We start from the raw sequence: 23,197 nt of genomic DNA, 5'->3' as shown, positions 1-23,197 counted from the left end.
AATTACCTCGTGCCGGCGGCGATGAAGTTGTACCCGCCGAGCCAATGACGAACGTACAAGCTCGGAAACAGTGAGCGCATGTGCTCTACATAGGGGCGCCGCGTGTTGACATGACACGCGCCCAGCCATGCCCGCATCAGTGGGGCGAGTGGTCCCCACCCGCCGAACATGCCGAAATCCAGTACGACCAGGCGCCCGCCCGGACGCAGGTGGTCCCGGGCCCGCGCCAGCGCTCCTTGCCAGTCGGGGATCATGGTCAGGCTGTAGGCAAACAGGACGCCGTCAAACTTCCGGTCCAGCGAAAGTGTCGACGCATCGGCCTCGACAAGATCGACGTTGTTCCAACTGCGATCAGCCACACGCCGCTGCGCCTGCTTCAGCATATCCGCCGAGAAATCCACGCCGGTCAGCGTGCCCCGCTTCGAGTCCAGGCGACTAAGCACGTAACGGAAATTCAGACCGGTCCCGCAGCCGACTTCCATCACGGCCGCGTCCGACGTCAGTTCCAGATGATCCACCGCTTCACGCCGACTGTGCAGGATCATCCAGCGGGTCTTGTCGTAGACCCGGGCGTGATATCGATAGAACCGTTGTACGGAGGTTGAAGCCAACCTTCAGGGCTCCGGCGGCAGCGCGCCTGCCGCGGTAACAGCCGATTCAACGAACCGGCAGATCTGTTCGCGTGAGAACCTCGTTCAGACCGCGCCGACGAACGAGGAGGTTATATTACAAACAGGTAAGAAGCGCCAAGATCATTCCCGCCCTAGGCTGACTGGACGACCGGCTCCGGCAGGTCCACGTCGTTCCACTCCATGATCGTGGGTAAGGCTACGGCGTCAGCCATGTCTACACAACGGACATCCATCCTTGAACGCCACCAGATCAGCTCCAGTTCGCCAAACTCGTTTTCCACCAGGGCTGTACAATTTTCGACCCAGTCGCCCGAGTTACCGTAGAGAACACCGTCGGCATCGCGAAGGGCCGGTTGGTGAATGTGGCCGCAGATCACGCCGTCTACGCCCTCCCGGCGGGCTTTTTCGGAAAGAACCTTCTCGAAGTTCGTGACGTATTTTACGGCCTGCTTGACCCGCCGTTTTGCCGCGCCGGACAGGCTCCAGTAAGGCATCCCCAACACCCGCCGGAAGGCATTCACCCAGCGATTGAGGGCGATCAGGTAGTCGTATGCCCACGCCCCGAGCTTCGACAGCCACTTGTGATAAACGACGATGGCGTCGAACTCGTCGCCGTGGACGACGAGCAGACGCTTTCCGTCGACCGTCTCATGGATGGCCTGCGAACGAATCTCGACGTCGCCGAACCGGTAACCCACGAAATCACGGAAGAACTCGTCGTGGTTACCGGGAATGAAAATGACTTTCGCCCCGCGACGCGACCGTTTCAGCACCTTGTGAAGCACTTCGTTGTAGAGCTTGGGCCAAAACCAGCGTCGCTTCAACGACCACAGATCAACGATGTCCCCGACAAGGTACAGGTAATCGCAGTGAATACTGTCCAGAAAACTGTAGATGGCGTCGACCTGCGAGTCTCGGTTGCCCAGATGCAGGTCCGAGATCCACACGCTTCGATAATACTGCTTCATATCATGCTCTCGACGCCTACTTGATCCTGCTCCGTCGTGGGACGGGGCAGGCGGAACGCAACCCAGCCGCGCATGCCGAGTTCGCTTAAACCCCCTAAATAGTCTGCCTTGACCGTGTGAAGCCCGCGTCAGCCCCCCGTTAATTTCTGATGAGCATCGCGCTGCGGCGGTGGCCCGGAATCGACGAGCCCCGCATGTAATTATCGGGCCATGAACTGCACAAATGGCGCCTCGTGAAACCGGCCGGCACCGCGCCTAGCATGGGCAAGGGCAGGAGGGAAACATGCAAGCCACACGACGCTTCCCGCGGACAGCCGCGGCGATGTTCGCAGCCTTGACCTTGAGTATTCCGTTCACACCGGGCTGTGGAGGCGGGGGACCGCCGACCGCCCTCACGGGCGTCTGGCGGGCCAATTTCGTCGACCCCAACTTCGGTTCGGGAACGGTTGACCTCATCCTGATGAGCGACGGCTCGTTTCAGCAGCAGACCGCCTACCAGGCCGGGGCGCTGGTCACGATCTATGGAACCTACCGCGTGTTCACCAATGAGGCCCTGCTCCGCCTCGACATTCAGCGCGGGGAACCGGCCGAGGCCTGCGGACCGCTGGGCTGCACCCCGATCCTCTATCCCGCGGGCGAGAGCTACGGCTACACCGTCGTCGATGCCAACAACCTCACGCTTCAAAACATAAACTGCGTTCCCGGCGGCGGCGGAGTGTGTGTATTCAACTTCGTGCGGCTCGTCTGATGCAAAGAGCTTTCTTGAACATTCGTCCCTTGGACCCATGGCGTACGTCTTCGGTGCCTTGCTCCTTGGGCGGTGCTTCCGCGGCCCCAAAGGACTGTCCGAAGTGCGATCCGGCGCGGTAGCATGTGCCAATGTCCATCGCCGTCTGGGTCCGTATCCTGGTGTCCATCGCCGTTACCGCGCTGCTGCTCTTTGGCTGCGCGGGCCGACTCGACCTTCCCTTCTTCTGGGCTTTCATCGCGATTACAGCGCTTCTGCCGGTCGCGATGGTCACGACGGTCGATCGCGGCCTGATCCGCGAGCGTATGCACACGCCGCCCGGCGGATGCGACCGCAAGTTACCCTATCTGATCATGCCATTCTTTGGTTTGCATCTCGCCGTTGCCGGACTCGATGCGAGATTCGGGTGGTCCCAGGTACCGTTCGTTTGGCAATGTGTGGGGCTGGCCGTTTGTGCGGCAGGCTACGCGGTCACTGTCTGGGCGATGCGCGTTAACCGCTTCTACTCACCGGTGGTACGCATCCAGTCGGAGCGGGGGCACCGCGTTGTGGACGGCGGACCTTATGGATTTGTCCGCCATCCGGGATATGCCTGCGCCTTCCTGCTCCTGCTGTGCAGCGGAATCATGCTCGGATCGTGGTGGGCCATTCTGTGCAACGTTATTCCGATAGCGCTGCTCTTGCGGCGCGTATCCATCGAAGACCCGTTTCTTCAAGCCAATCTACCGGGCTATGCCGACTATGCCGCGCGCGTTCGCTATCGCCTTCTGCCCGGCGTGTGGTAAGTCGCGCTGCGTGACACGCGGCCTTCCCGCCTCTTCCTGTTGCCTATTGCCTGTTGCCTTCCTTCTCCCCTTCGTGGCCTGGTCGCTACGTGGCTCCGTGGCTTGTCCCGATGGCCTTGAGCCCCTGCGGCACTTCGGCGACGTACGGTACGTGGCGATACCGCCCATTGTGGTCCAGTCCCGCGCCCACGATCCACACGTCGTCGATGTCGAACATGACCCAATCGACCGGGAAATCGCGCGGCCGCTCCCGCTGCTTGCGGATCATGAAAAATGTCTTGATCGACGCCGGGCCCAGCGGCTCGATGCGGCGGATCACCTCCGCCACCGTGGCCCCGCTGTCCAGAATGTCCTCGATGATCAGCACGTGTCGCCCGCGAACGTCCCGCTCGGGCACGATCCAGTCGAGGTACACCTTCGCCCCGAGCGGCCGCTGCCCGTCGCCGTAGCTCTGCGCGACGATGACGCGCTCGCGGTGGGTGCTGGCTTCGTCGATGTGCCGCATGAGCTGCTGCCAGCAGTAGGCCGCGCCGTGCATCACCGGCAGAAAGGTGACTTCCTTCTCCCGCCGCCAGCGCTCCACCATCGCCCCGAAGCGCTGGAACTGCTCGGCCAGCTCCGCCGCACTGACGATCTCACGGAGCCCGTTGGCCAACGGCCTGGCTGCGACGCCGATTTTGGAAACGGTGTGTTCAGAAAGGTCGATCATGAATCGCGCATCCTCTGCCATCTTGTAGGGCGGGCTGTGCCCGCCGTCAGGTCTTGTTCACGGTGTCGCCTGTTGGTCGCTCCACTTTATCAACTCCCTCGGCCAAGACTTGCGGATTTCCAGAGCGAAAAGATGTCTTCAGAATCCGATACGAGCCCCACAAAACGCACATTGACAAGGCCATGCTGAATAGGAGGGACACTTGCCAGTGTCCGTTCTGGGCCTCTACAACCGGCACTATCACAAATCCGACTACTCCCATGCCCATGGAGAGAATGCCAACTATAATTCCGGCCATGCGAGTCACCCAGCCACAGGGTGGAACAAAAGCGAAAATGCAATTCTCACAAACGCGCGGCACAACGAGTGTGAAATCAAACTGCCGTCGCTCGGACCAGGACATATTTCTGACGTTGGTACTCCCGCACCACGGACAGGCGTTCGATTTAGGATGAAGCTGGTTTGCCGCTTTTCCGATCGTGCCGCTCTGTGCCCATGGCCCAGTCATTACCTCCACTCTGAGAGGTCCTATCTCGATAGCTCGCCCGCACTCCGGGCACTTGCCTGATTCATTCCCCGTAAGGTCATAGCCGCATCTGCAATGCCCTGGCCGCCACGGACGGGAGTTCCGCCATAACAGAACTGCAAGGACTCCCGGTGCGATCACGAAAGGCCATAGTGGCAAGCAGACGGCTTGCCTAGTGATTGTGTATTCAAATCGAAACCGGAATTTTCTCAGTGGTGCTCCCAGATGCCAACCCGGTTTTCCTATTTGCGGGTCTTGCTTTCTTAATGCCCAAAAGGAGCCATTTCCAACGATCAAGCTGACTTTCTGGTCGAAATACAGGATGTAGCGATAATAGCTCCCGACCGCCGGTAGCAGCAGCGCGAAGCACATGAGCGCGCATGCCGATGCAAGAAAACGGCGAGTGTTGCAGTGCCGGCGAAAGCCGGCAAATGCTGCTGCGCTGCCCTGTCTGCCACGACCAGTCGTTTGACGCGCCCTCCCTACTCCTTCCCAAACCTCCTCACCTTCTCATCCGTCACGATCATGCCCACGGGCTTGTCCAGCGGGCCGACCGGCACGTTCGGAACCATCTGCTCCTCGAACGCCAACGCGCAGGAGATGCCCTGGAATTCGGGATGGGCGAGGAAGCGGTCGTAGAATCCCCGGCCGCGCCCCAGGCGGTTGCCGTACTCGTCGAAGGCCAGGCCCGGGACGATGACCATGTCGATGATCGCGATGGGAATGGGAACGCCGCTCACCGGCTCGCGAATGCCCATCGTCGAGACGGTCAGGTCGTCGGTCATGGAGCGGATCTCGATGGGCAGCATGCGCCGCTGGTTCCAGCTTACTTTCGGAGCCAGCACGCGCTTCCGATCTTGCCACGCCCGCAGCACGATGGGTGACGTATCGATCTCCGCCGACAGCGCCAGGAAGACCATCAGCACTTCGCTCTTCGTGAATTCAGGCTGCTGAAAGAGCAATTGGCAGGCGCGCAGCGACTTGGCGGCCATGTCCTCCGGCGAAATCGCCGCGAGCACGCTTCTCAGTCGCTGGCGAAGATCTTTCTTGATGGGCAAGCCTGCTTCCGACGTCGTCCGGGCCAATCGAATAGCGGCAAACGCTACTTCATAACAAAGGGGCGGTCCGCGCGGCGGATCCTAACGACGGCTCTCGTCTTTCCCCTTCGTCGCTTCGTCGCTTCGTCGCCCCGTCGCTTCCTTGTCCGGCACATAATACACCTTATCGACGCCGAGGTAATCCTGTTCCACAACGCCCCCAGGATGATCGTGCGGATACTTGTAGCCCTCGCCCGAACCCAGCCGCTTGGCCCCGGCGTAACCCGTGGCCTTGAGCGCCTTGGGAACCGGAATCGTTCGCCCCGTACGCACGTCCTCGCAGGCCGCCCAAATCGCCATCGCCGACGCATTCGACTTTGGCGCCCGCGCCAGGTAGATCGCCGCCTGCGCGAGAGGAAGCTGACACTCGGGCATGCCCACGAATTGGGTCGCATCGGCCGCCGCCTGGGCGAGAATCAGCCCCCGCGGGTCAGCGTTGCCGATGTCCTCGGCCGCGGCGATTACCAGCCTCCGGGCGATGAACCGCGGATCTTCCCCCGCTTCCAGCATCCGCGCCAGCCAGTACACGGCCGCGTCCGGGTCGCTCCCGCGAATGGACTTGATCATGGCGCTGATCGCGTCGTAGTGGGCGTCGCCGTCGCGATCGTATTGCAAGGCCTTTTTCTGGATCGACTCCTCAGCCGTCGCGAGGTCGACGACAACGCTGGCCGGCTCGGGCATCGCGTTCGTCTGGGAAAGGACCGCGATTTCCAGTGCTGTTAACGACCGTCGCGCGTCGCCGTCGCTGGTGGTCGCGAGGTGATCCGCCGCATCCGGGCGAAGATCGACCTTGTACCTTCCCAATCCGCGCTCCGTGTCGCTCGCTGCCCGATACAGAAGCGACTTGATCTGATCGTTGCTCAGCGGCTGAAACTGGTATATCTGGCTGCGGGATATCAGGGGCGAGTTCACGGAGAAGAACGGGTTCTCCGTCGTCGCGCCGATCATGATGATCGTGCCGTTTTCAACGTCGTCGAGAAGCACGTCCTGCTGAGCCCGATTGAAGCGGTGCAGCTCGTCGACGAAGAGGATCGTCCGCCGCCCGCCGTTGGCCAGGTTGTCCCGCGCCCGCAACAGAATCTCCCGCACTTCCTTTACCCCTACGGCGGCCGCGTTGACCGGCTCAAAGTGCGACTTCGTCGTGTTGGCGATGATCGCTGCCAGCGTTGTTTTGCCGGTTCCGGGTGGGCCGTAGAAAAGCGCGCTCGAAATCCGGTCAGCCTCCAGCATCCGTCGCAGGAGCTTCCCGGGCCCGATGAACGCCTCCTGGCCGACGAATTCATCGAGCGTTCGCGGGCGCATGCGGACCGCGAGCGGCTCCACTTGCCGCCGGTTCTCATCGCGCTGTTTGGCGAACAGGTCCATTGGGGCACCCATATTATAGGCCGTCAGCGGGATATCGCCGGGTCGGCTGTCCGAGCCGGGAATCGCGTGCCGATAATCTGGGGAAACTGGACGGGGCCGGCCGAGTGGCGTTGGCACGCTATAGGGACGTATGATAACGCAATGCGACCTGGCCGGCTTCGGGCGCCGGGGCGGCGTGGCCAGTTACAGCAACCGAGTGCGAGGGCGATGCCATGTGCGGAATTATCGGGTACATCGGGGACAGGCCGGCGCTGCCGATTCTGGTCGAAGGGCTTCGGCGGCTGGAATACCGCGGCTACGACTCCGCCGGCGTCGCCCTGGTCGACCGGGGCGGACTCACTGTCTCAAAGTCGGCCGGTCGCCTTTCCGTGCTCGAGCAGCAGCTCGACTTCAGCCTCCCGCAGAATCGCGGCCTGGGCCACACCCGCTGGGCAACCCACGGCGCGCCCACGGACCTCAACGCCCACCCGCATACCGACTCCACCGGACGCATCGCCGTCATCCACAACGGAATCATCGAGAATGAGCGCGCCCTGCGCAAGTTCCTCAAGCAGCAGGGGGTAAGTTTCAAGAGCGAGACCGACACCGAAGTCCTCGCTCATCTCATCCGCCATTTCTACGACGGCAGCATCGTCAAGGCCGTGCGGCTCGCGCTCCATGAAGTGGCCGGCACCTACGGCATCGCCGTGGTCTGTGCCGACGAGCCCGACGTGATCGTCGCGGCGCGGAAGGGAAGTCCGCTGCTGGTCGGCGTGGGTACGGACGAGCACATCCTCGCCTCGGACGCGGCCGCGATCCTCTCCCACACGACGCACGTCGTGTACATGGGCGACGGCGAGATCGCCGAAATCCGCGCCGACGAACTCCGCCTCACCACGCTCGACGCCATACCTGTGGCCAAGTCCGTCGAGGAGATCGAGTGGAACCTCGATCAGATCGAGCTCGCCGGCTACGAGCACTACATGCTCAAGGAAATCTGCGAGCAGCCCGAGGCCATCGAGAACTGCCTGCGCGGGCGCATTGACCTGGCCGACGGCAGCGTACACCTCGGCGGTCTGCGGGACATGACCCGCGAACTCACCCGGGCCAAGCGTTTCATCATCACCGGTTGCGGTACGGCCTGGCACGCGGCACTGGTCGGCGAGTACCTTTTCGAGGAGCTGATCCGCGTTCCCACCGAGACGGAATACGCCAGCGAGTTCCGCTACCGCAACCCCATCATCGACGACGGTACGGTGGTCATCGCCGTCTCTCAGAGCGGTGAGACCGCCGACACTCAGGCGGCCATGCTCGAAGCCAAGCAGCGCGGGGCGACCGTTCTCGGCGTGGTCAACGTGGTCGGCTCCAGCATCGCCCGCGAGACCGACGCCGGCGTCTACCTGCACGTCGGACCTGAGATCGGCGTGGCCAGCACCAAGGCCTTCACCGGGCAGGTGGCCGTGCTGGCGCTCATGGCCTGCTACCTCGGCCGGCGCAAGCACCTTTCGCCGTCGGCGTCGGCGGCGTTCAACACCGCCTTGGCGCAGATCCCCGCGCAAATGCGCCGCGTGCTGGAATCGGTGGATGAGACTCGCGCCGTGGCCGAGCGCTTCGTGGATTGCAACAACTGGCTCTACCTGGGTCGCGGATACAACTACCCCGTGGCGCTGGAAGGGGCCCTGAAGATCAAGGAAGTGAGCTACATCCACGCCGAGGGCATGCCCGCGGCGGAGATGAAGCACGGTCCCATCGCCCTCATCACCGACGGCATGCCCGTGGTCTGCATCGCCACGGCCGGCAGCCAGTACGAAAAGATCCTGAACAACATCTCCGAGGTCCGCGCCCGCGGCGGCAGCATCATCGCCATCGCCACGGCGGGCGACCGCCACATCCGCCAGGTGGCCGAGCACGTGCTCTACGTCCCCGACACGGCCGAGCCGCTCCAGCCGCTGCTCACCGCGATTCCGCTGCAACTCATCGCCTACCACGCAGCCGTACTGCGCGGGTGCAATGTGGACAAGCCGCGGAATCTGGCGAAAAGCGTGACGGTGGAGTAAACATCAGACGTGGTTGCTACAAATCGTCATTCCGGCGAGAACGTGTGCAGGGCATGCCCTACGAGATTCGTCTAAGGCATGAATCGCGCATATTACTCCGACCCGATCGACGAGTTCCTGGACAAGGTACCCGAAGAGATCCTCGGGCACCTTGCTCGCAGTTCCAGCGCAACCGGTACCTTTCTCGAAACTACTCAGACCAACGCCTGGCTCGAAGAGATTGGAATTCTGAAGAGCGCGTTGACGCCATTTCGCGGACTGGGTTCACTCTACTTTGAGTACTCAATTCCGCGACTCGGCAAGCGAATTGACGTATTGGCGCTGATTGGCTCAGTGCTCTTCGTCATAGAGTTCAAGGTTGGTGAAGAGAGGTTCACCAGTTCGGCGGAGGATCAAGTTTGGGACTACGCTCTTGATCTGAAGAATTTCCACGAAACCAGCCACAATCTGCCGATCGCACCCGTCCTTGTAGCTACGCGCGCCAAGTGCGCTCCCGCGACCATGTCCTACACCCCCCAAGGCGATCGAGTGCTGCTCCCAATTAGATGCAATTCAGAATCACTGGGCAGGATTTTTTCGCGAGTGATAGATTTTGTTGATGGGGGCCGAACCGATGTAAGCACCTGGGAGCGAGGTCACTACCATCCTACACCAACAATTGTCGAGGCTGCGATGGCCCTTTACAACGGTCATGCGGTGGCCGAAATCTCTCGAAGCGATGCGAGCGCGATCAATCTGACCAAGACGTCGCAAGCGATTGGCGAGGTCATTCGTTCCTCGCGGGATCAAAAAGCCAAATCGATCTGCTTCATTACCGGCGTACCGGGAGCAGGCAAGACTTTGGTCGGACTGAATGTAGCAACCGAGAACATCGAAAGGGAAAGCGAGCTCTATAGCGTGTTTTTGTCTGGAAACGGCCCACTGGTCGCCGTTCTGCGCGAGGCGCTGGCGCGGGATAGAGTGCGTCGCGAGAGCGAGCAGGGTCGGAAGGTCAAGAAGAATAGCACATTGAGCGAAGTAAAGACGTTCATTCAAAACGTCCATCACTTCCGCGACGAGTGCCTCATCGATCCCGGCCCACCGATTGAGCACGTTGCGATTTTCGACGAGGCGCAACGTGCCTGGACTCTCGATCGCACCCGAAGTTTCATGCTTCAGCGAAAGAAGCGTGCGGATTTCAATCAGTCGGAGCCAGAGTTTCTGATCTCATGCCTGGATCGGCATCCTGACTGGGGGGTCATCATCTGTTTGGTCGGCGGGGGGCAGGAGATCAATACGGGGGAGGCGGGTATCCGCGAGTGGATCCTTGCTCTTAACCGGCAGTTCCCGCACTGGCGCATCTACTTATCGTCACGTCTGACCGACAGCGAGTACGGCGCCGGCGAAGTCCTGCACGATCTCGCGCTGCGCTCAAATGTCATAACGCACGACGAGCTTCATCTGGCAGTGTCGATGAGGTCATTCCGGGCCGAGAACGTGTCACTATTAGTCAAACAACTACTCGACATCGAAACTGATGCCGCCCGCGCGACCCTCCGGCAGATTACTCCACAGTACCCGATCGTAATCACTCGAAGTTTGCAGGAGGCCAAGTGTTGGATTAGGAGCCAAGCCCGTGGCTCGGAACGCTTCGGCCTCGTTGCCTCGTCGGAGGCGCAGCGACTCAAGCCGCACGCGATTGACGTGCGTACGCCGATCGACCCACGGCTTTGGTTTCTAAACGGAAAGGCCGACGTGCGCTCTTCCTATTACTTGGAAGACGTGGCCACAGAGTTCCAAGTGCAGGGTCTCGAGCTCGATTGGGCCTGCGTGACCTGGGACGGCGATTTCCGCTACGCGCCCAGTGGTTGGCAGCACTGGTCCTTTCGTGGTGATCGGTGGATCCGAATCAAGAAGACGGACCGGCAGATGTACTTAAAGAACGCGTATCGCGTACTCTTGACACGAGCGCGGCAGGGAATGGTAATTGTAGTTCCTCAGGGCTCTGGGGATGATCCCACCCGCAGGAGTGAATATTATGATCCAACGTTCGATTATCTCATGACCATTGGCTTTCCGACGATCTGATTCCTTCCGAGAGTGATCGTCTTGTGGAACCTGGTTTCGCCGCCAGTCCTTACAAGCATCCGCGTTCACCCCGGATGTATCCCTGCGTGCGCGATAATGGTAGAGTTCGGCGATCATTTGACATGATCCGGGGCGCGAGCTCCCCACCAGCAATTTAGGAACGGGGTCCACAACCCTTACAAAGAATCATCGGAGGACGACCATGGACATCGTCTGGTTTCTATTGATCGGTGTGTGTGCCGGCTGGCTGGCCGGTCAGTTGGTGAAGGGCGGTGGCTTCGGCGTCATCGGTGACTTGATCGTCGGTGTGATCGGGGCGCTTCTCGGCGGGTTCCTCTTCCGGATCCTGAACATCACGGCCGTCGGGCTGCTCGGCGCCCTGGTCATGTCCACGGTCGGCGCCGTGGTGCTGCTGGCGGTCCTGCGGATGGTCAACAAGAAGTAGGTACGCGGACGCCGTTCATGCTCTCTCGCTACAAAATCTTCCGCGGCAAGCGTCCGCCGGACGATCCCCTGCCCGACGGCGTTCGCGTGGACACCCGCTGGCGGACGAGGCATCCCCTCCGGCCGACGGAGGACATGGCCCGGGAGTTCCTTGAATCCACCAAGGACCGGGCCGCGTGGGCGACGTTCAAGAAGGCCTACCTCGATCTGCTCGACGTGCGGTTCAAGGAGGATCGAACTCCGTTCGACGAGTTGGCCGAAAAGGCCCGGACGGGCGATGTCTTCCTCGGCTGCAACTGCCCCACGAACCTCAACCCCAAGGTCGAGCACTGCCACACGTACCTCGCGCTGCAATTCATGAAGCGGAAATATCGCTCGCTGGACGTGCAACTACCCGCGACGTGACCGGCCGGCCGCGCCGGGTTCACTTCTTCACCACGCCGCGAATGCCGCCGCTGATGAGGGCCGCCAGGTCGATGAGGATCGCGGGCAGGGCGAGTCCGCCCGGGGCGGCCAGGTAGCGCGGCGACCACTCCGGATGGAACTTGTCCTTGTACTGCCGCAGCCCCTCGAAGTTGTAGAAGTGCTCGCCGTGGCGGAAGACGAATCCGCCAGCACGGTTCCACAGCGGAGCGAGGGGATGGTCGTGGAATCCGGAAAGGGGGGCCATGCCCAGGCCGAAGTGACGGTAGCCTTCGTCACGTCCCCAGAGCATGAGGCTGGTGAGGAGGAAGTCCATCACGCCTTGCCCGGCGTCGGGGCGAAAGCGCATCAGGTCGAGGGAGAGTTCTTCTTTTTCTGCACCGAGCCAGAGATTGGCGAAGGCGATGATGCGGCCTTCCCGGCGGACCAACGCCAGCGGGCAGCGGGCGATGTAGTCGGGCTCGAAGTATCCCAGCGAGAAACGCTTCTCCCGTGTGTTCTTTTCCGCCAGCCATTGGTCTGAGATTTCTTTCAACTCCGCGATCCGTTCGTGATTCTGATCGGCGGGGAGCACCTCGAATGAGCAGCCTTCGCGCCCGGCGTGGGCATGCGTATGGCGGAGACTCTTGCGCTCGCCCCCATCGAGTGAGAAATCGGCGAGGCAGACCCGAGCCTCCTCGCCCACCTTGAGCAGCGTCAGTCCAAGATCGAGGTAGAGGTGCAGGCTATCGGGTCGTACCTGGTAGAAGATGGGCCAGCCGCCGCTGCGGTCGACGAGTTCGCGGTAGCGCCAGATGAGGTCGGCGTGCTCCCGTGTCGGACCAACGGGACCGCCCATGGCCACCCAGGTGCGGCCGCGAACCGCATACATGATGAATGCATCGCCGACGTCGTTGATCAGAAACTCCTTGTCGCCCAGCAGAGCGAGATGGGCGCATGGCTCCCGGCTCGCGGCGACGACCGGTCGGATCTGGTCGAGCAGTGCCTTGGAGGAATGTTCGATCCGTGTGCGCGCGGGACGCAGCAGGCGTCCGACTGCGGCGAGAAGCAGGACGGCGGCGACGGCCACGCTCGCCCGCATGAAGCGCGGGGCGTCGGCGGCGAAGGCGAAATGCCACCAGAGCTCGTTGCGATATTCGATGTGCTTGTAGGAGAAGAGCCCGAGCCAGACGGAGCAGGCCAGGACCACGCCACAGGCGACCATCCAGCCGGCGCTGAGCGGCTCGTCCAGCAGCGAGGCGCGTCGATAGAAGAATCCGCGGGCGGGGAGAAGGGCGAGCAGAAGCAGAGACAGGACGATCGACTCCTCGTAGTCCAGTCCCTTGGCCAGCGAGGCGATGATTCCCACGAACAGAAAGATCACGGCCAACCAGAAGGCGCCGTCGAGGCGAAGCTGGATACCCCGCGAGAGAATAATGAGAACCGCCCCGGTGATGCTCCCCACCAGATGCGAGAGTTCGAGGACATGAAGCGGCAGAAACTGGGCAAGGATGTACAAACGGGAAGGAGTCGTGGGCGTCGCGCTCGAGAACAGCAAAATGGCACCGCTGATAAACGTAATGACGCCCAACGCCTGCGGAGCCATTGATGTCAGCCAGCGGACCGTCTCCTGCGAAAGCGGAACGCGCTTGAAACGCAGCTCGACTTCATGAGCCGCGAGCATCAGCGATGCCAGCGCGAGGGGCATGAGGTAGTAGATACCACGGTAGGCGAGCAGCGATCCTGCGATGGCGGCGGAACTCGTTGACCCCGGAAGCAGGTGAAGGAATGTCGTCTCGAATACGCCCAGCCCACCGGGAACCTGGCTGGCAAGTCCGACGACCACGGATATCAGGTAGATGCCGATGACGGCGAAGTAGGACAAGCCCAGGTCCTGCGGAAGCAGCACGTAAAGAACGGTTCCGGCCAGAGCGAGATCGAGGACCGTCACCACGATCTGACACAGCGAGATCCACGGCGGCGGCAAGTGAAAGGTCCACGATCGCAGCGTGATGGACCGCCTCCATACCGCGGTCGCCAGGACATACGCTCCGACCACGACCAGCAGGACGATGCCCAACAGCCAGGTCAACGTCGGGGGAAGGCGCAGCGCGCTGCCGATGGTCTCGGGCTCCGCCAGCAGGCCGACTCCGGCGATCGCGGCCAGTCCCAGCCAGAACGTCAGCAGGCAGAAGCCCACGACCTTGGCGATCTCCGATGCCGAAAGCCCCCAGGCGCTATAGAGACGATAGCGCAGTGATCCGCCTGTAATCAGCGTGTATCCCAGGTTGTAGCTGAGGGCATAGCTGATGAATGCCGCCGTGGCGATCTTGCGCAGCGGCAAGGGGTGGTTGATATAGCGGAAGCCGAGCCAGTCATACCCGGCCAGCACGGTGAACGCCACGATGGTCAGCACAGCGGCAAGTCCGATCCGCCAGGTCGGGAGCTCGCCCACGCCGGCCAGGATGTCCTGTAGCTTGTACTGCCGGAACTGATGGTGCAACAACCAAAGCGCCAGGACGACGAACGCAATGGGCACCACGACGGCCGCCCAGAACCGAAGCCGGTGCATCAGCGACGGCGCGGGATGAACGCCAGGGTCCTCTGCGGGCGGCGATGGCATGGAGGCTGGAAGGCGCCCCTGAACATCCGTCATTCTATTGTCCCGGAACGAACGCCTTCCGGCGCACTGCCTGACCTCGATGCGCCGGCGATGTTCTGAAGGACCGAGCCCCGGGGCCGCGCCGCCTCTGTCGGACTCGACGACCATCCTACAGGAGCCGAGTCGCCGGTTACAGGTGGGAACTCGCAATGGGGCGCTATCCGCTGCGCTGATCCGAGGATTGCGCTAAGGCGCCTGAATCTGGGGGGAGGGGTTGTCCTCGGGACGCCGTTTTCGCTTGATCTTGCCCGGCTTGAGCGTGATCACGATCGGCGGGTTCTTCCACCGATAATGAGCCCAGAAGACGCAGGCGACGATGGCCATGATACCGATGGAAAGTATCGCAGCCGGACCCAGGGCATCCGAGATGCGGAGGATCGCGTCTGCACTGTCGGGGTGGTGGCCGGACGGAGGGCCGTCGTCGAGCGAAGCCAATCCGCCCGCGAAGAACCAGGTGACAAAGGTAATGCACCCCGCCGCCACTCCGGGGGCGACCAACGCCTTGGCCGGGCTGAATTCATCGCGCTTGATTTTGGCCTTTTCCCCCAGGCGCGTCCTGTAGATTTCAAAGAACTCCTGCAAGAACGCGGCATCAGGCACGGTGATTTGCTGGACGGCCACGGCGTTGCTGGTCAGCGCTCTGCGAAGCGACATGTACGCAATGCTCACCTTGAACGTCTTCCCGTCGCCCCGCACCGCGTGCAGCCGCTTGTGGGGGATCTTGGTGGCCTTCTTCATGCAAGTCTCAACGTTGGCATTCTGCAGGAAAAGTTCCTGGACAAGGCGTTCCGCCTCCATCTCGGAGAGCTTCGCGGAGTACAGAGCATCATCGGTCAGGACGAGGATCCGCTCCCCGTTGTTTGCGGGCAAACGCCACATCACGGTTCCGTCTGCGGTAACGCCACCAAACTGGAGCTCAGCCTGTACCAAGGAGACGTTCTCCGACTGCGCGCCGCGACCGGCAAAGTGCAACCGCCCGGTCGGGCCCTCTACTTCTTCTGTGATTTCCTCTTGCCGCCGGAAGGCGACTCATTCTCCGAGCGTTCCCGGGTAGGACTCCGCCGGTCCTCGAGGTTGAGCGCACTGTTCACCATGGCGACGTGCGAAAAAGCCTGCGGGAAATTGCCCAGCATGCACCCCCGATGGGCGTCATATTCTTCGGACAGAAGTCCCACATCGTTGCGCAGCGCCAACAGCCGTTCAAATAGCTCCCCAGCTTCCTTCTGCCGACCTGCCAGGGCCAGCGCATCCACCATCCAGAAGCTGCACAGCAGGAATGCTCCTTCGTCACCCTCCATGCCGTCGACGCCGGATTCAACCCGGTAGCGCGCCACCAGCCCGCTGTGGCTCAACTCCTGCTGGATCGTCTCGATCGTACCCAGTATGCGCGGATCATCCGGCGGAAGGAAGCCGACCATCGGCAGCATGAGCAGGCTCGCATCAACCTCCCGCGATCCATAGGACTGGACGAAGCTGTTCAGCGCCGGGTCGAACCCGCGTTCACAGATCTGCTTATGAATGTATTCCCGCAGAGCCCGCCATTTCTCCACCGGACCCTCGAGGCTGAACCGTTCCACGGCCTTGACGGCCCTGTCGAATGCAACCCAGGCCATCACCTTGGAGTGCGTGACATGCCGCAGATCGCCGCGCAGTTCCCAGATGCCCTGATCGGGGTCCTGCCACACGTTTTCAAGATGCTCGAGCATCACGAGAAGGACCTGCCACATGTTCTCGTCGGGTTCGAGCCCGCTGCGGCGGGCGACATGGAACACGTCCATGATTTCCCCGAACACGTCCAGTTGAAACTGATCTGCGGCCGCATTGCCCACCCGGACCGGGGACGCCCCGTTGAATCCCGGCAGCCAAGGCAATTGGTACTCGTTCAGGCGGCGATCGCCTTCCAGCGAGTAGACCGGCTGTATCTGCGAAGGATTTCCCGCCACGGCACGATGCAGCCAATTCCGCCATGCCGCCGCCTCCTCCTTGCAGCCGTTGACCAGGAATGTGTACAGCGTGAACGTTGCATCACGCAGCCAGCAGAAACGGTAGTCCCAGTTCCGCGAACCGCCGGGGCTTTCCGGAAGCGAAGTGGTCAAGGCCGCAAGCAGTCCGCCGGATGGCGCGAAGGTCAGCCCCTTCAGCGTCAGCAAGGACCGGACAACTGCCGATCGCCACGGGCCGTCATAGGTAATATTCGAGACCCAGTCCTGCCAGCGGGCCTTCGTGTCCTTAAGGGCCTTGTCGGGTCGCACGGGCTTCGGCGCATCTTCGTACGAGAGTGCCCAGGCCAGAACGAACTCAACGCTCTCGCCTTCCCCGACGGCGAATTCTCCCACGGTGGTCCAGTCTTTTCCATGAATTGGCGCATCCGTGGAAAGGTACAGGCTGTTGGATCCTGCCGCAGCACAGCGGCGGTGATCGACCCGCCGAACCCAGGGAATGACCGAACCATAGTCGAATCGAAAGGCCACCGATGTCTTCATGGGGACGCGGCCTGTCCTGCCTTCGACGATTCGCACGAGCTGCGGCTTCTCCGATCCCAGCGGCATGAAATCGATCAGCGCGACATCGCCCTCTTCCGTTTCGAACACCGTTTCAAGAACCACCGTGTCGCCGACGTACTGCCGTCGGATGCGCTGGACTTCGCAGGCCGGCGCGATTTGCCATCGACCGTTGTCCTCCGTGCCGAGCAGGGCGGCGAACACGGCGTCGGAATCAAATCGAGGCAGGCAGAGCCAGTCGATACTTCCGTCGCGACTGATCAACGCGCCCGTCCGGCAGTCGCCGATCATGGCGTAGTCTTCAATGCGTCGGTCCACGGCGAAATCTCCCCGGCAAAGAAAGGTGTCGGCGCCGGTCCTTCCGGGGGAATCTTCGGTTCCCCTCCCAGGTAATTTAGCCGTGCTTCAAGGATCGGTCACGTGAATGGACGAATCTACCGGGGTCGTCCCGGCAGATGCGTTGGTCGACTTGCCGCGGTTGTATGCGGTTGGTACGTAGATGGGGCGGTTGTGGCGATGTCGGACCGGTAATGCGGGTCGGTGCAATTACACCGGTGTTGCATTCGGCTCGAATGCCACACCGATGAGGAAGCCCCGGATACCCACCGTGCAGTGCGTAACCCGCGCGGTCAGCCATTTGCCGGAGTTGTTGGGTGTGAACTCCCGAACATACAGCACGTCGTTGATCTCGAATTTCTGCTTCGACCAGAATCCGAATCCACCCTCGGAGACGTTGTGCATGGTAATGGGCCAGCGCTTGGCGATGGCGAGCTTCGGGGCGATCGTCGCTTCCAGCATCGTGCCGACGCTAACCCGGAGGTCCTGTCGCTTGCCCATGTAATGATCGGGTTCGCCGCCCTCCTTGGCGCTTTCCACGAGTCGGCGGATCTCCTCCATTGCCGTATCGGCCGATTCACTTTCTTTGGCCTTCTCCGCCGATTTCGCGCGAACCGGCTCCCTGCCTGGAACCGGCACGTTGGGCTTCGGCAGGGGTCGGTGCCGCGGATGATTGAACATGATCTTAATATCGGCACGCATGGCCAACTTCTCCCCTATTGAATCAGGTCAACGCTGCGGGTTACGCCTATCCGCGTGAAGATCGCCGCGAGACCCTGGCTGTAATCCTCGATCGTGCCTTCGGCGTGGAAGTGCTGCCCATGTCCGATCTCCGCGATTTCTTTCATGAGCACTTGATCTGCTCCCGAGCCTACACTGATAGTGAAAATCTGGATCCCCAGTTCGGCGGCGCGACGCGCCTGCTCGCGGGCGTAGGCGGCACCCCCGGCCGTGTCACCGGTCCGGCCGGTCGCACTGACGTTGGCGAGCCCGTCGGTGAGAAGCACGATCAGCTTGCGGGCGGTCGGTCGAGCGCGGTTGCTGGTCAGTTCCTCGATAGCGCGCTCCAATCCGGCGCCGGTGTTGGTCCATCCCACGTATTCGCCCGGCTGCATGGCGTTGAGCCGTGCCGACGCCTCAAAGAAGTCCGTCGTGAGATCGATCTCGTGCGTTCCGGTCTCCCCGAATCCCTCGAGGGAGAGTTGATCGGGCGCATCCAGCCCGTCGAGCAGCTCCACGAGGAAGCCCACAGCATCCTTGATGGCCTGCATGGGCTGGGCGGGCACGTCGGCCAGTTCCGGCGTGACCGTGTGTCCCGTCCGGCTTTCCAGCAGGTAATTCGTAAACGTCTTCAATCCATAGCGGTAGCGGAAGTCCGAGTCAGCGCCGGCCATCGCCGTCCGTGAGCTGGAAACGTAACGGTTGATCCAATCGAGCCAGATACTGCGCGACTCGTCGATCGTGTAATTCATGATGGGCTGGGCCCACTGTAACTCGCCGGCGTCAATGCGCGCGTCGCCGTTCCCCGAGGGAGCGCTTCGAACCGACCACAAACCGCCGCTGATTCCGCTGTTCCAGTAGGCGAGGCCGAGTGCGACCGCCGTGCGATAGGGGTAGGAACCGTTGCCATCATAGGAACCGGCCAGGATGGCGGAAACTTCGGAAGCGGCGTAACCGCGATCGCGCAGGTACTGTGTCAGGCCCGCGTCACTCCAGTTGCTTCGATACGGCAGGTAGACAAGCCCCGGATCGGTCGTGGGATCGTATTCTTCCGGCATGAGCTCATCTCCGAAGCCCAGGCCCATCATGTAACCCCAGGCGGGTCCGTCGAGCTTGCCGGTGGGATCGGCACCCGGCGTCGGGTTTCCGCCCTGGTTGCCGGGGCTGCCCGGTGCCGTGCTTTCGCCGTCGTTGACGCTTAGCGGGTTCCCGGGCGGCGGTGCGTCGAGGCCGTTGCCCACGCCGTTGTTGCCCTTGGGCGGATCGGGCAGCGCCGCCCACACGTCATAGAGGTTGATCGGGGTCTTGTCGTAGTTCTGAAGCTCACTGTCGTCGTTGAGGGAGCTGGAGAGATCGGCCACCAGGGCCACATCCCGGGGCGTCATGAGGGCGATGGCCTCGGCCGATACATTGGCGCTGTGTCGTCCGAAGATGCGGGCGAAGAGCAGCGGGACGGGGCCGTTCGCGGACCCTTCCGCCATGACCAGGCGGACGCGGACCGCATCCGGCAGATTGCTGGTCGGCACGAAGTCGTACGCCGCTTTCGACTCGCTGTATCGGGCGACACCGAAAGTCAGGTCCGTCTTGGCGTCGAACGAGAGCTTCTTTCCGAAGATGCTGTTCTGCGCGACGACCTCCTCGGCGGCGCGCTGCGCCTCGTGGAGAATGTTGCCGTTTCCGGCGTCGGCAAGCCGTCCCGCGGCCGCCAGTGCGGCGGCGTCGGCCGTGCGCTGCAGGTCGGCGCGCACGTTGTACAGCATCCCCGTGTCAATGGTCAGTGCCGCGAAACCACAGAGCACCACCAGCATGACCACCGTCAATACGAATACCACGCCGCGCCGCTGATGCGAATCTTCTCCTCGGACGAATTGCATCATTTCTCCCCCCTCGCTGTTGCCGTGCCGGCGGTCCGGCGCCACGAGTGACGCCGGGCCGGCACTGACTGATGAGATGTAAGTCTTGTGATTGCTGAAGACTGCGGCATGACTCGTGCGTCGCCGCGATACCCCGATTCCCGCAGGGCACCTGACTTTATGCAGGGCATGCACGTCAAGGCAAGGAAAACTTGAAGTTCGGCAGAAGGCCTCCCGCGTTTGCGGACGTGGACGAATGGTCATCGCGGCTCGTGACCTGGCTCTGCGTAGACTTATCGGGAACCAGGTCGTTGATGTGCTCGCGGAGACTGCGGTGAATGCGGAGCGTGATGAAACCTCCGATCAGCAGAAAGAGGTACATCACGCCCACAAATGCGAAGGCGCGCATGCGGAGCGATGCTATCCGGTGGTGGTTGCGGTTTCCTCGAAGCACGTTTGCGACTTCCCCTCGAGTCGCGCCGCCGATTCGGCGGACGGCATTCAACCATTTCCAGGCGGAATTACGCCCGAAAGCCAAGAGACATCACACTGTCACTCGACGGTAGGCGCCGAAAACCATTGAAACAAGGGGCGCGGGACTTCGAACGACGGGGACTGTGGGGGGGCGGAAGCGAGGATCCGGCGACGCCGTGAGGACGTGGCTATTCACGGACCTGCAGCGCACGATCGAACCATTCGTACAAGCTGCGCGCCAGGGCGATGTCAGCCACGAGTATCGGACTCGCGCCCACGGCCTGCACGGCGATGCCGATCTCAAAGCACTGTTCCGTCACGCGGCGGCAGAATGCCACAGTTCCGGCCGCGTAGGTCCGCTGCCCGGGGGCCGTGTCAATCTCGATCTCGACGGGGCGGTCCGCCCGTACCGGACTTCCCGTTTTCGCTACCACGGAAACGCCCGAAAACGCGATGTTGCGGACAATGCCGGGTATGGTCCGAGAAGCTCGTCCGTTGTCCACGAACAGGGAAAGCACACAAGGGGCTTGCAGGATCTGGCGCGGTTCGCTGCGCTGATTCTCGCGGCTCTCGATCGGACGTCCATGGCCTGTCTCCAGGGTCCGCAGGAGCGCGAGCAGGGCACGCTGTGTTTCGATGGTGTCCGAATCGATGGGCAAGGGGCGGCCCTCTGGTCGGGAGAATGCACTCCAGCGAGCCCAGCGCCCCGGAATGCGCAGAATCGGCCGGGGACTCTCCCCCCAAGCGGAGAATCACCCGGCGCCTAAACTTGGTATCGGTTCGGATACAGCGGTAATTCACTCCACGCCGTCGGAGCGAAGCTTGGACTGCGTGACCCCGATGATGTGCTGATTTCCCTTCTCAAGCCGGGATAAGAGCTTTTCAGAGAGGCTGCGTTCCAGTTTGATCTGGGCACAGGCGGACTTCCCGCCTTCGCAAATGACGTTTTCCATCTCCTCAACGTTGATACCGTCCTCGCTGAGGGACTGGAGGACGAAAGCCAGAACTCCAGGCTTGTTCATATGCCGGACACGCAAGGACCAGCTGGCGTCGGTGTGACCCCGCAGATTCACGCAGTTGATCACGCGGCCGGATTCATGGAAAACGCGAATGACGCGGACCGCCTCCGAGGCGATCGCTTCCTGGGCCTGCTGTGTCGACGCGCCGATGTGGTGCGTTCCGTAGACAATTCCGGATGCCTGAACAATCGAGTCGCTGAACTTGCCCGTGGACGACGCAGGTTCGTGCGGGAAGACGTCCAGCCCGGCGCGGAGTTCCAGGTTCTTGATGGCGCTGGCCAGGGCCTTGTAATCCAGCAATTCCGGCCTCGAGGTATTGATAACGTAGCTGCCCGGAGAAAGCCGGTTGAGCACTTCTTCGTTGACGATGTGCTTGGTCTCCGGCGCCGCGGGCAGATGGATCGTCAGGATGTCGCAGGCCGAGGCCACCTCCCCGGGACTCGAACAGCGGATGACCTGCAGCATTTCCGCCTGCTCGATGGTCAGCGATCGGCTCCACGCAACCACGTTCATACCGAACGCCTGAGCGCGCTCGATGACCATGCTTCCGATCTGCCCGACGCCGAGCACGCCCAGGGTGCGGCCCATCAGTCCCCGCGCCTGGCCGTATCTCGTCTTATTCCACACGCCCTCGCGCAGATCAGTGACGTTTTCCACGAGCAGTCGATCGAGGGCAAGGATCAGTGCGAAGGTCAGCTCCGCGACCGCGACCGCGTTCTTCCCGGGGCAGTTGGCCACGAAAATGCTGTGTTTCGACGCGGCGTCGACATCGATCGTGTCGTAGCCCGCACCCGCCCGGACCACCAGCCCCAACCGGGTTCCCGCATCCAGCATCGTGGCCGTGACCTTGGTACTTCGAACGACGAGGACGTCGCACGCGGATTCGGAGATCGCTTCCTTCAACTCCGCGCCATTCAGCGCGGCGTTGTAGGTCACCTCGTAACCGAGTTCCTTCAGTTCGTTGAGGCCGGATTCCTCGAACTTGTCGGCGATGAGCACCTTGAGGGGAGTGCGCTGCGGCATGGTCCTTGAGCTGCTGCTGGCATTGAACGATCGGTCGGGCCGCGCGACGGACCGGCACGACCACCCGCGTCTCTGAATGCCCGACGCCGACGCCCGGCGTTCAGGAAGCGACCACATCATCGAGAGCAGCTTGTCCTTGCGGCCCTGGAACGGAGTGAAGTGGCCATGCGGATGAGAGGAGTCGAACCTCCACGAGCGTTAGCCCACAGGTACCTGAAACCTGCGCGTCTGCCAATTCCGCCACATCCGCGCATCGGATCCTCGAGCCCGGGCGCAATCCACCCGATTTCTCGTCTCCGCGTCGCAAACCGCCCAATCTATCTTCCGCGGCGTTCCTGTCAACCGGACCGGAAGTCAACTGCACCCCCCGGGCTGGCCAACCCGCCCTTGCCATCGGGCAGACGCTCGTCCGGGATGATGGGCAGCGACACGAAACGAGCATGCGTTACCCCGCGAATCGCGCCGACCCGCTCGGACAGAGACCGGATACGTTCCGCCGGGCCTCGAAGTGGCACGACGATCCAATCCGTGTATCCCTCGATCGGGCGAACCGTCAGTACTTCAGCCGGCGAGGAAGTGGATCCAAACTCCCCCCGGATCAGGTTCCACGCTTCGTGAGACTCTCGATTGCAGAAGAAGGTGAGCACCCCGGCTGCGTCTGCCGCTCCGGGACTCTCCCTTGCCTCGCCGAGTTGTCGGCGGATCAGATCGCGAATCGCCTCCGACCGGTTCACGTATCCAAGTTGAAGAATGTATCGATCGAACGCGGCCAGCAGTTCGGCGTCCAGAGAAACGCTGATGCGATCGACGCGACCCATCCTCGGCGACCC

The 23,197-nt window shown here is 62.1% G+C and carries 20 protein-coding genes and 1 tRNA gene; 6 read left to right on the top strand and 15 right to left on the bottom strand.

Going from position 1 to position 23,197, the window contains the following annotated elements; translation table 11 throughout:
- Positions 1-2: 2 nt before the first annotated feature.
- Entirely contained in the window at positions 3-611 is a 609-nt protein-coding gene (locus J5J06_02040; GenBank protein MCO6435850.1) for a class I SAM-dependent methyltransferase, read from the bottom strand.
- Between the two features lie 152 nt (positions 612-763).
- Entirely contained in the window at positions 764-1,600 is an 837-nt protein-coding gene (locus J5J06_02035; GenBank protein MCO6435849.1) for a UDP-2,3-diacylglucosamine diphosphatase, read from the bottom strand.
- Between the two features lie 283 nt (positions 1,601-1,883).
- Between J5J06_02035 and J5J06_02030 the strand changes: the two genes are divergently transcribed.
- Complete coding sequence (locus J5J06_02030) at positions 1,884-2,348, top strand: hypothetical protein (GenBank protein ID MCO6435848.1); 465 nt, start codon at positions 1,884-1,886, stop codon at positions 2,346-2,348.
- Positions 2,349-2,479: 131 nt separating this feature from the next.
- The gene (locus J5J06_02025) at positions 2,480-3,133 is read left to right on the top strand and encodes an isoprenylcysteine carboxylmethyltransferase family protein (protein MCO6435847.1); all 654 of its coding nucleotides are present in this window, start codon (positions 2,480-2,482) and stop codon (positions 3,131-3,133) included.
- Positions 3,134-3,218: 85 nt separating this feature from the next.
- Here J5J06_02025 and J5J06_02020 read toward each other — a convergent pair whose 3' ends face one another.
- The 3 genes from J5J06_02020 to J5J06_02010 form a co-directional block, all read right to left on the bottom strand.
- Positions 3,219-3,842 (bottom strand): hypothetical protein, encoded by a 624-nt coding sequence (locus J5J06_02020; protein ID MCO6435846.1) that lies wholly within the window; start codon positions 3,840-3,842, stop codon positions 3,219-3,221.
- 1,008 nt (positions 3,843-4,850) lie between these two features.
- Positions 4,851-5,426: a 5-formyltetrahydrofolate cyclo-ligase gene (locus tag J5J06_02015; GenBank protein ID MCO6435845.1), complete on the bottom strand. Its 576-nt coding sequence runs from the start codon at positions 5,424-5,426 to the stop codon at positions 4,851-4,853.
- An 81-nt stretch (positions 5,427-5,507) separates the two neighbouring features.
- On the bottom strand, positions 5,508-6,830 hold the full coding sequence (locus J5J06_02010; GenBank protein MCO6435844.1) for a replication-associated recombination protein A: 1,323 nt from the start codon (positions 6,828-6,830) through the stop codon (positions 5,508-5,510).
- Between the two features lie 212 nt (positions 6,831-7,042).
- On the opposite strand from J5J06_02010, the gene glmS reads away from it, so the two are divergent.
- The 4 genes from glmS (at position 7,043) to J5J06_01990 (ending at position 11,782) form a co-directional block, all read left to right on the top strand.
- Positions 7,043-8,866, top strand: a complete 1,824-nt coding sequence (glmS, locus tag J5J06_02005) for a glutamine--fructose-6-phosphate transaminase (isomerizing) (GenBank protein ID MCO6435843.1) — start codon at positions 7,043-7,045, stop codon at positions 8,864-8,866.
- A 78-nt stretch (positions 8,867-8,944) separates the two neighbouring features.
- Positions 8,945-10,933: a DUF2075 domain-containing protein gene (locus J5J06_02000; GenBank protein MCO6435842.1), complete on the top strand. Its 1,989-nt coding sequence runs from the start codon at positions 8,945-8,947 to the stop codon at positions 10,931-10,933.
- A gap of 202 nt (positions 10,934-11,135) precedes the next feature.
- Complete coding sequence (locus J5J06_01995) at positions 11,136-11,378, top strand: GlsB/YeaQ/YmgE family stress response membrane protein (GenBank protein ID MCO6435841.1); 243 nt, start codon at positions 11,136-11,138, stop codon at positions 11,376-11,378.
- 17 nt (positions 11,379-11,395) lie between these two features.
- Complete coding sequence (locus tag J5J06_01990) at positions 11,396-11,782, top strand: hypothetical protein (protein MCO6435840.1); 387 nt, start codon at positions 11,396-11,398, stop codon at positions 11,780-11,782.
- Between the two features lie 19 nt (positions 11,783-11,801).
- On the opposite strand, the gene mprF is transcribed toward J5J06_01990, so the two are convergent.
- The 10 genes from mprF to J5J06_01940 form a co-directional block, all read right to left on the bottom strand.
- A complete protein-coding gene (gene mprF, locus J5J06_01985) occupies positions 11,802-14,435 on the bottom strand; it encodes a bifunctional lysylphosphatidylglycerol flippase/synthetase MprF (GenBank protein ID MCO6435839.1) in 2,634 nt (877 codons plus the stop codon).
- A 192-nt stretch (positions 14,436-14,627) separates the two neighbouring features.
- Positions 14,628-15,371, bottom strand: a complete 744-nt coding sequence (locus tag J5J06_01980; protein ID MCO6435838.1) for a hypothetical protein — start codon at positions 15,369-15,371, stop codon at positions 14,628-14,630.
- A 59-nt stretch (positions 15,372-15,430) separates the two neighbouring features.
- A complete protein-coding gene (locus J5J06_01975; GenBank protein ID MCO6435837.1) occupies positions 15,431-17,260 on the bottom strand; it encodes a glycoside hydrolase family 15 protein in 1,830 nt (609 codons plus the stop codon).
- 228 nt (positions 17,261-17,488) lie between these two features.
- A complete protein-coding gene (locus J5J06_01970) occupies positions 17,489-17,980 on the bottom strand; it encodes a PilZ domain-containing protein (protein MCO6435836.1) in 492 nt (163 codons plus the stop codon).
- Between the two features lie 14 nt (positions 17,981-17,994).
- A complete protein-coding gene (locus tag J5J06_01965) occupies positions 17,995-19,875 on the bottom strand; it encodes a VWA domain-containing protein (GenBank protein ID MCO6435835.1) in 1,881 nt (626 codons plus the stop codon).
- 172 nt (positions 19,876-20,047) lie between these two features.
- On the bottom strand, positions 20,048-20,305 hold the full coding sequence (locus tag J5J06_01960; GenBank protein ID MCO6435834.1) for a hypothetical protein: 258 nt from the start codon (positions 20,303-20,305) through the stop codon (positions 20,048-20,050).
- 208 nt (positions 20,306-20,513) lie between these two features.
- Entirely contained in the window at positions 20,514-20,984 is a 471-nt protein-coding gene (locus tag J5J06_01955) for a hypothetical protein (protein MCO6435833.1), read from the bottom strand.
- A 138-nt stretch (positions 20,985-21,122) separates the two neighbouring features.
- Entirely contained in the window at positions 21,123-22,367 is a 1,245-nt protein-coding gene (locus tag J5J06_01950) for a hydroxyacid dehydrogenase (protein ID MCO6435832.1), read from the bottom strand.
- Positions 22,368-22,533: 166 nt separating this feature from the next.
- Positions 22,534-22,617: transfer RNA gene (locus J5J06_01945), tRNA-Leu, on the bottom strand.
- 88 nt (positions 22,618-22,705) lie between these two features.
- Positions 22,706-23,185: a ribbon-helix-helix protein, CopG family gene (locus J5J06_01940; GenBank protein MCO6435831.1), complete on the bottom strand. Its 480-nt coding sequence runs from the start codon at positions 23,183-23,185 to the stop codon at positions 22,706-22,708.
- Positions 23,186-23,197 lie beyond the last annotated feature (12 nt).

This window comes from Phycisphaerae bacterium (assembly GCA_024102815.1).
Lineage (GTDB): Bacteria > Planctomycetota > Phycisphaerae > UBA1845 > UBA1845 > JAGFJJ01.
The sequence above is the reverse complement of the archived record's forward strand: the minus strand, read 5'-3'. Positions and strand labels throughout refer to the sequence as shown.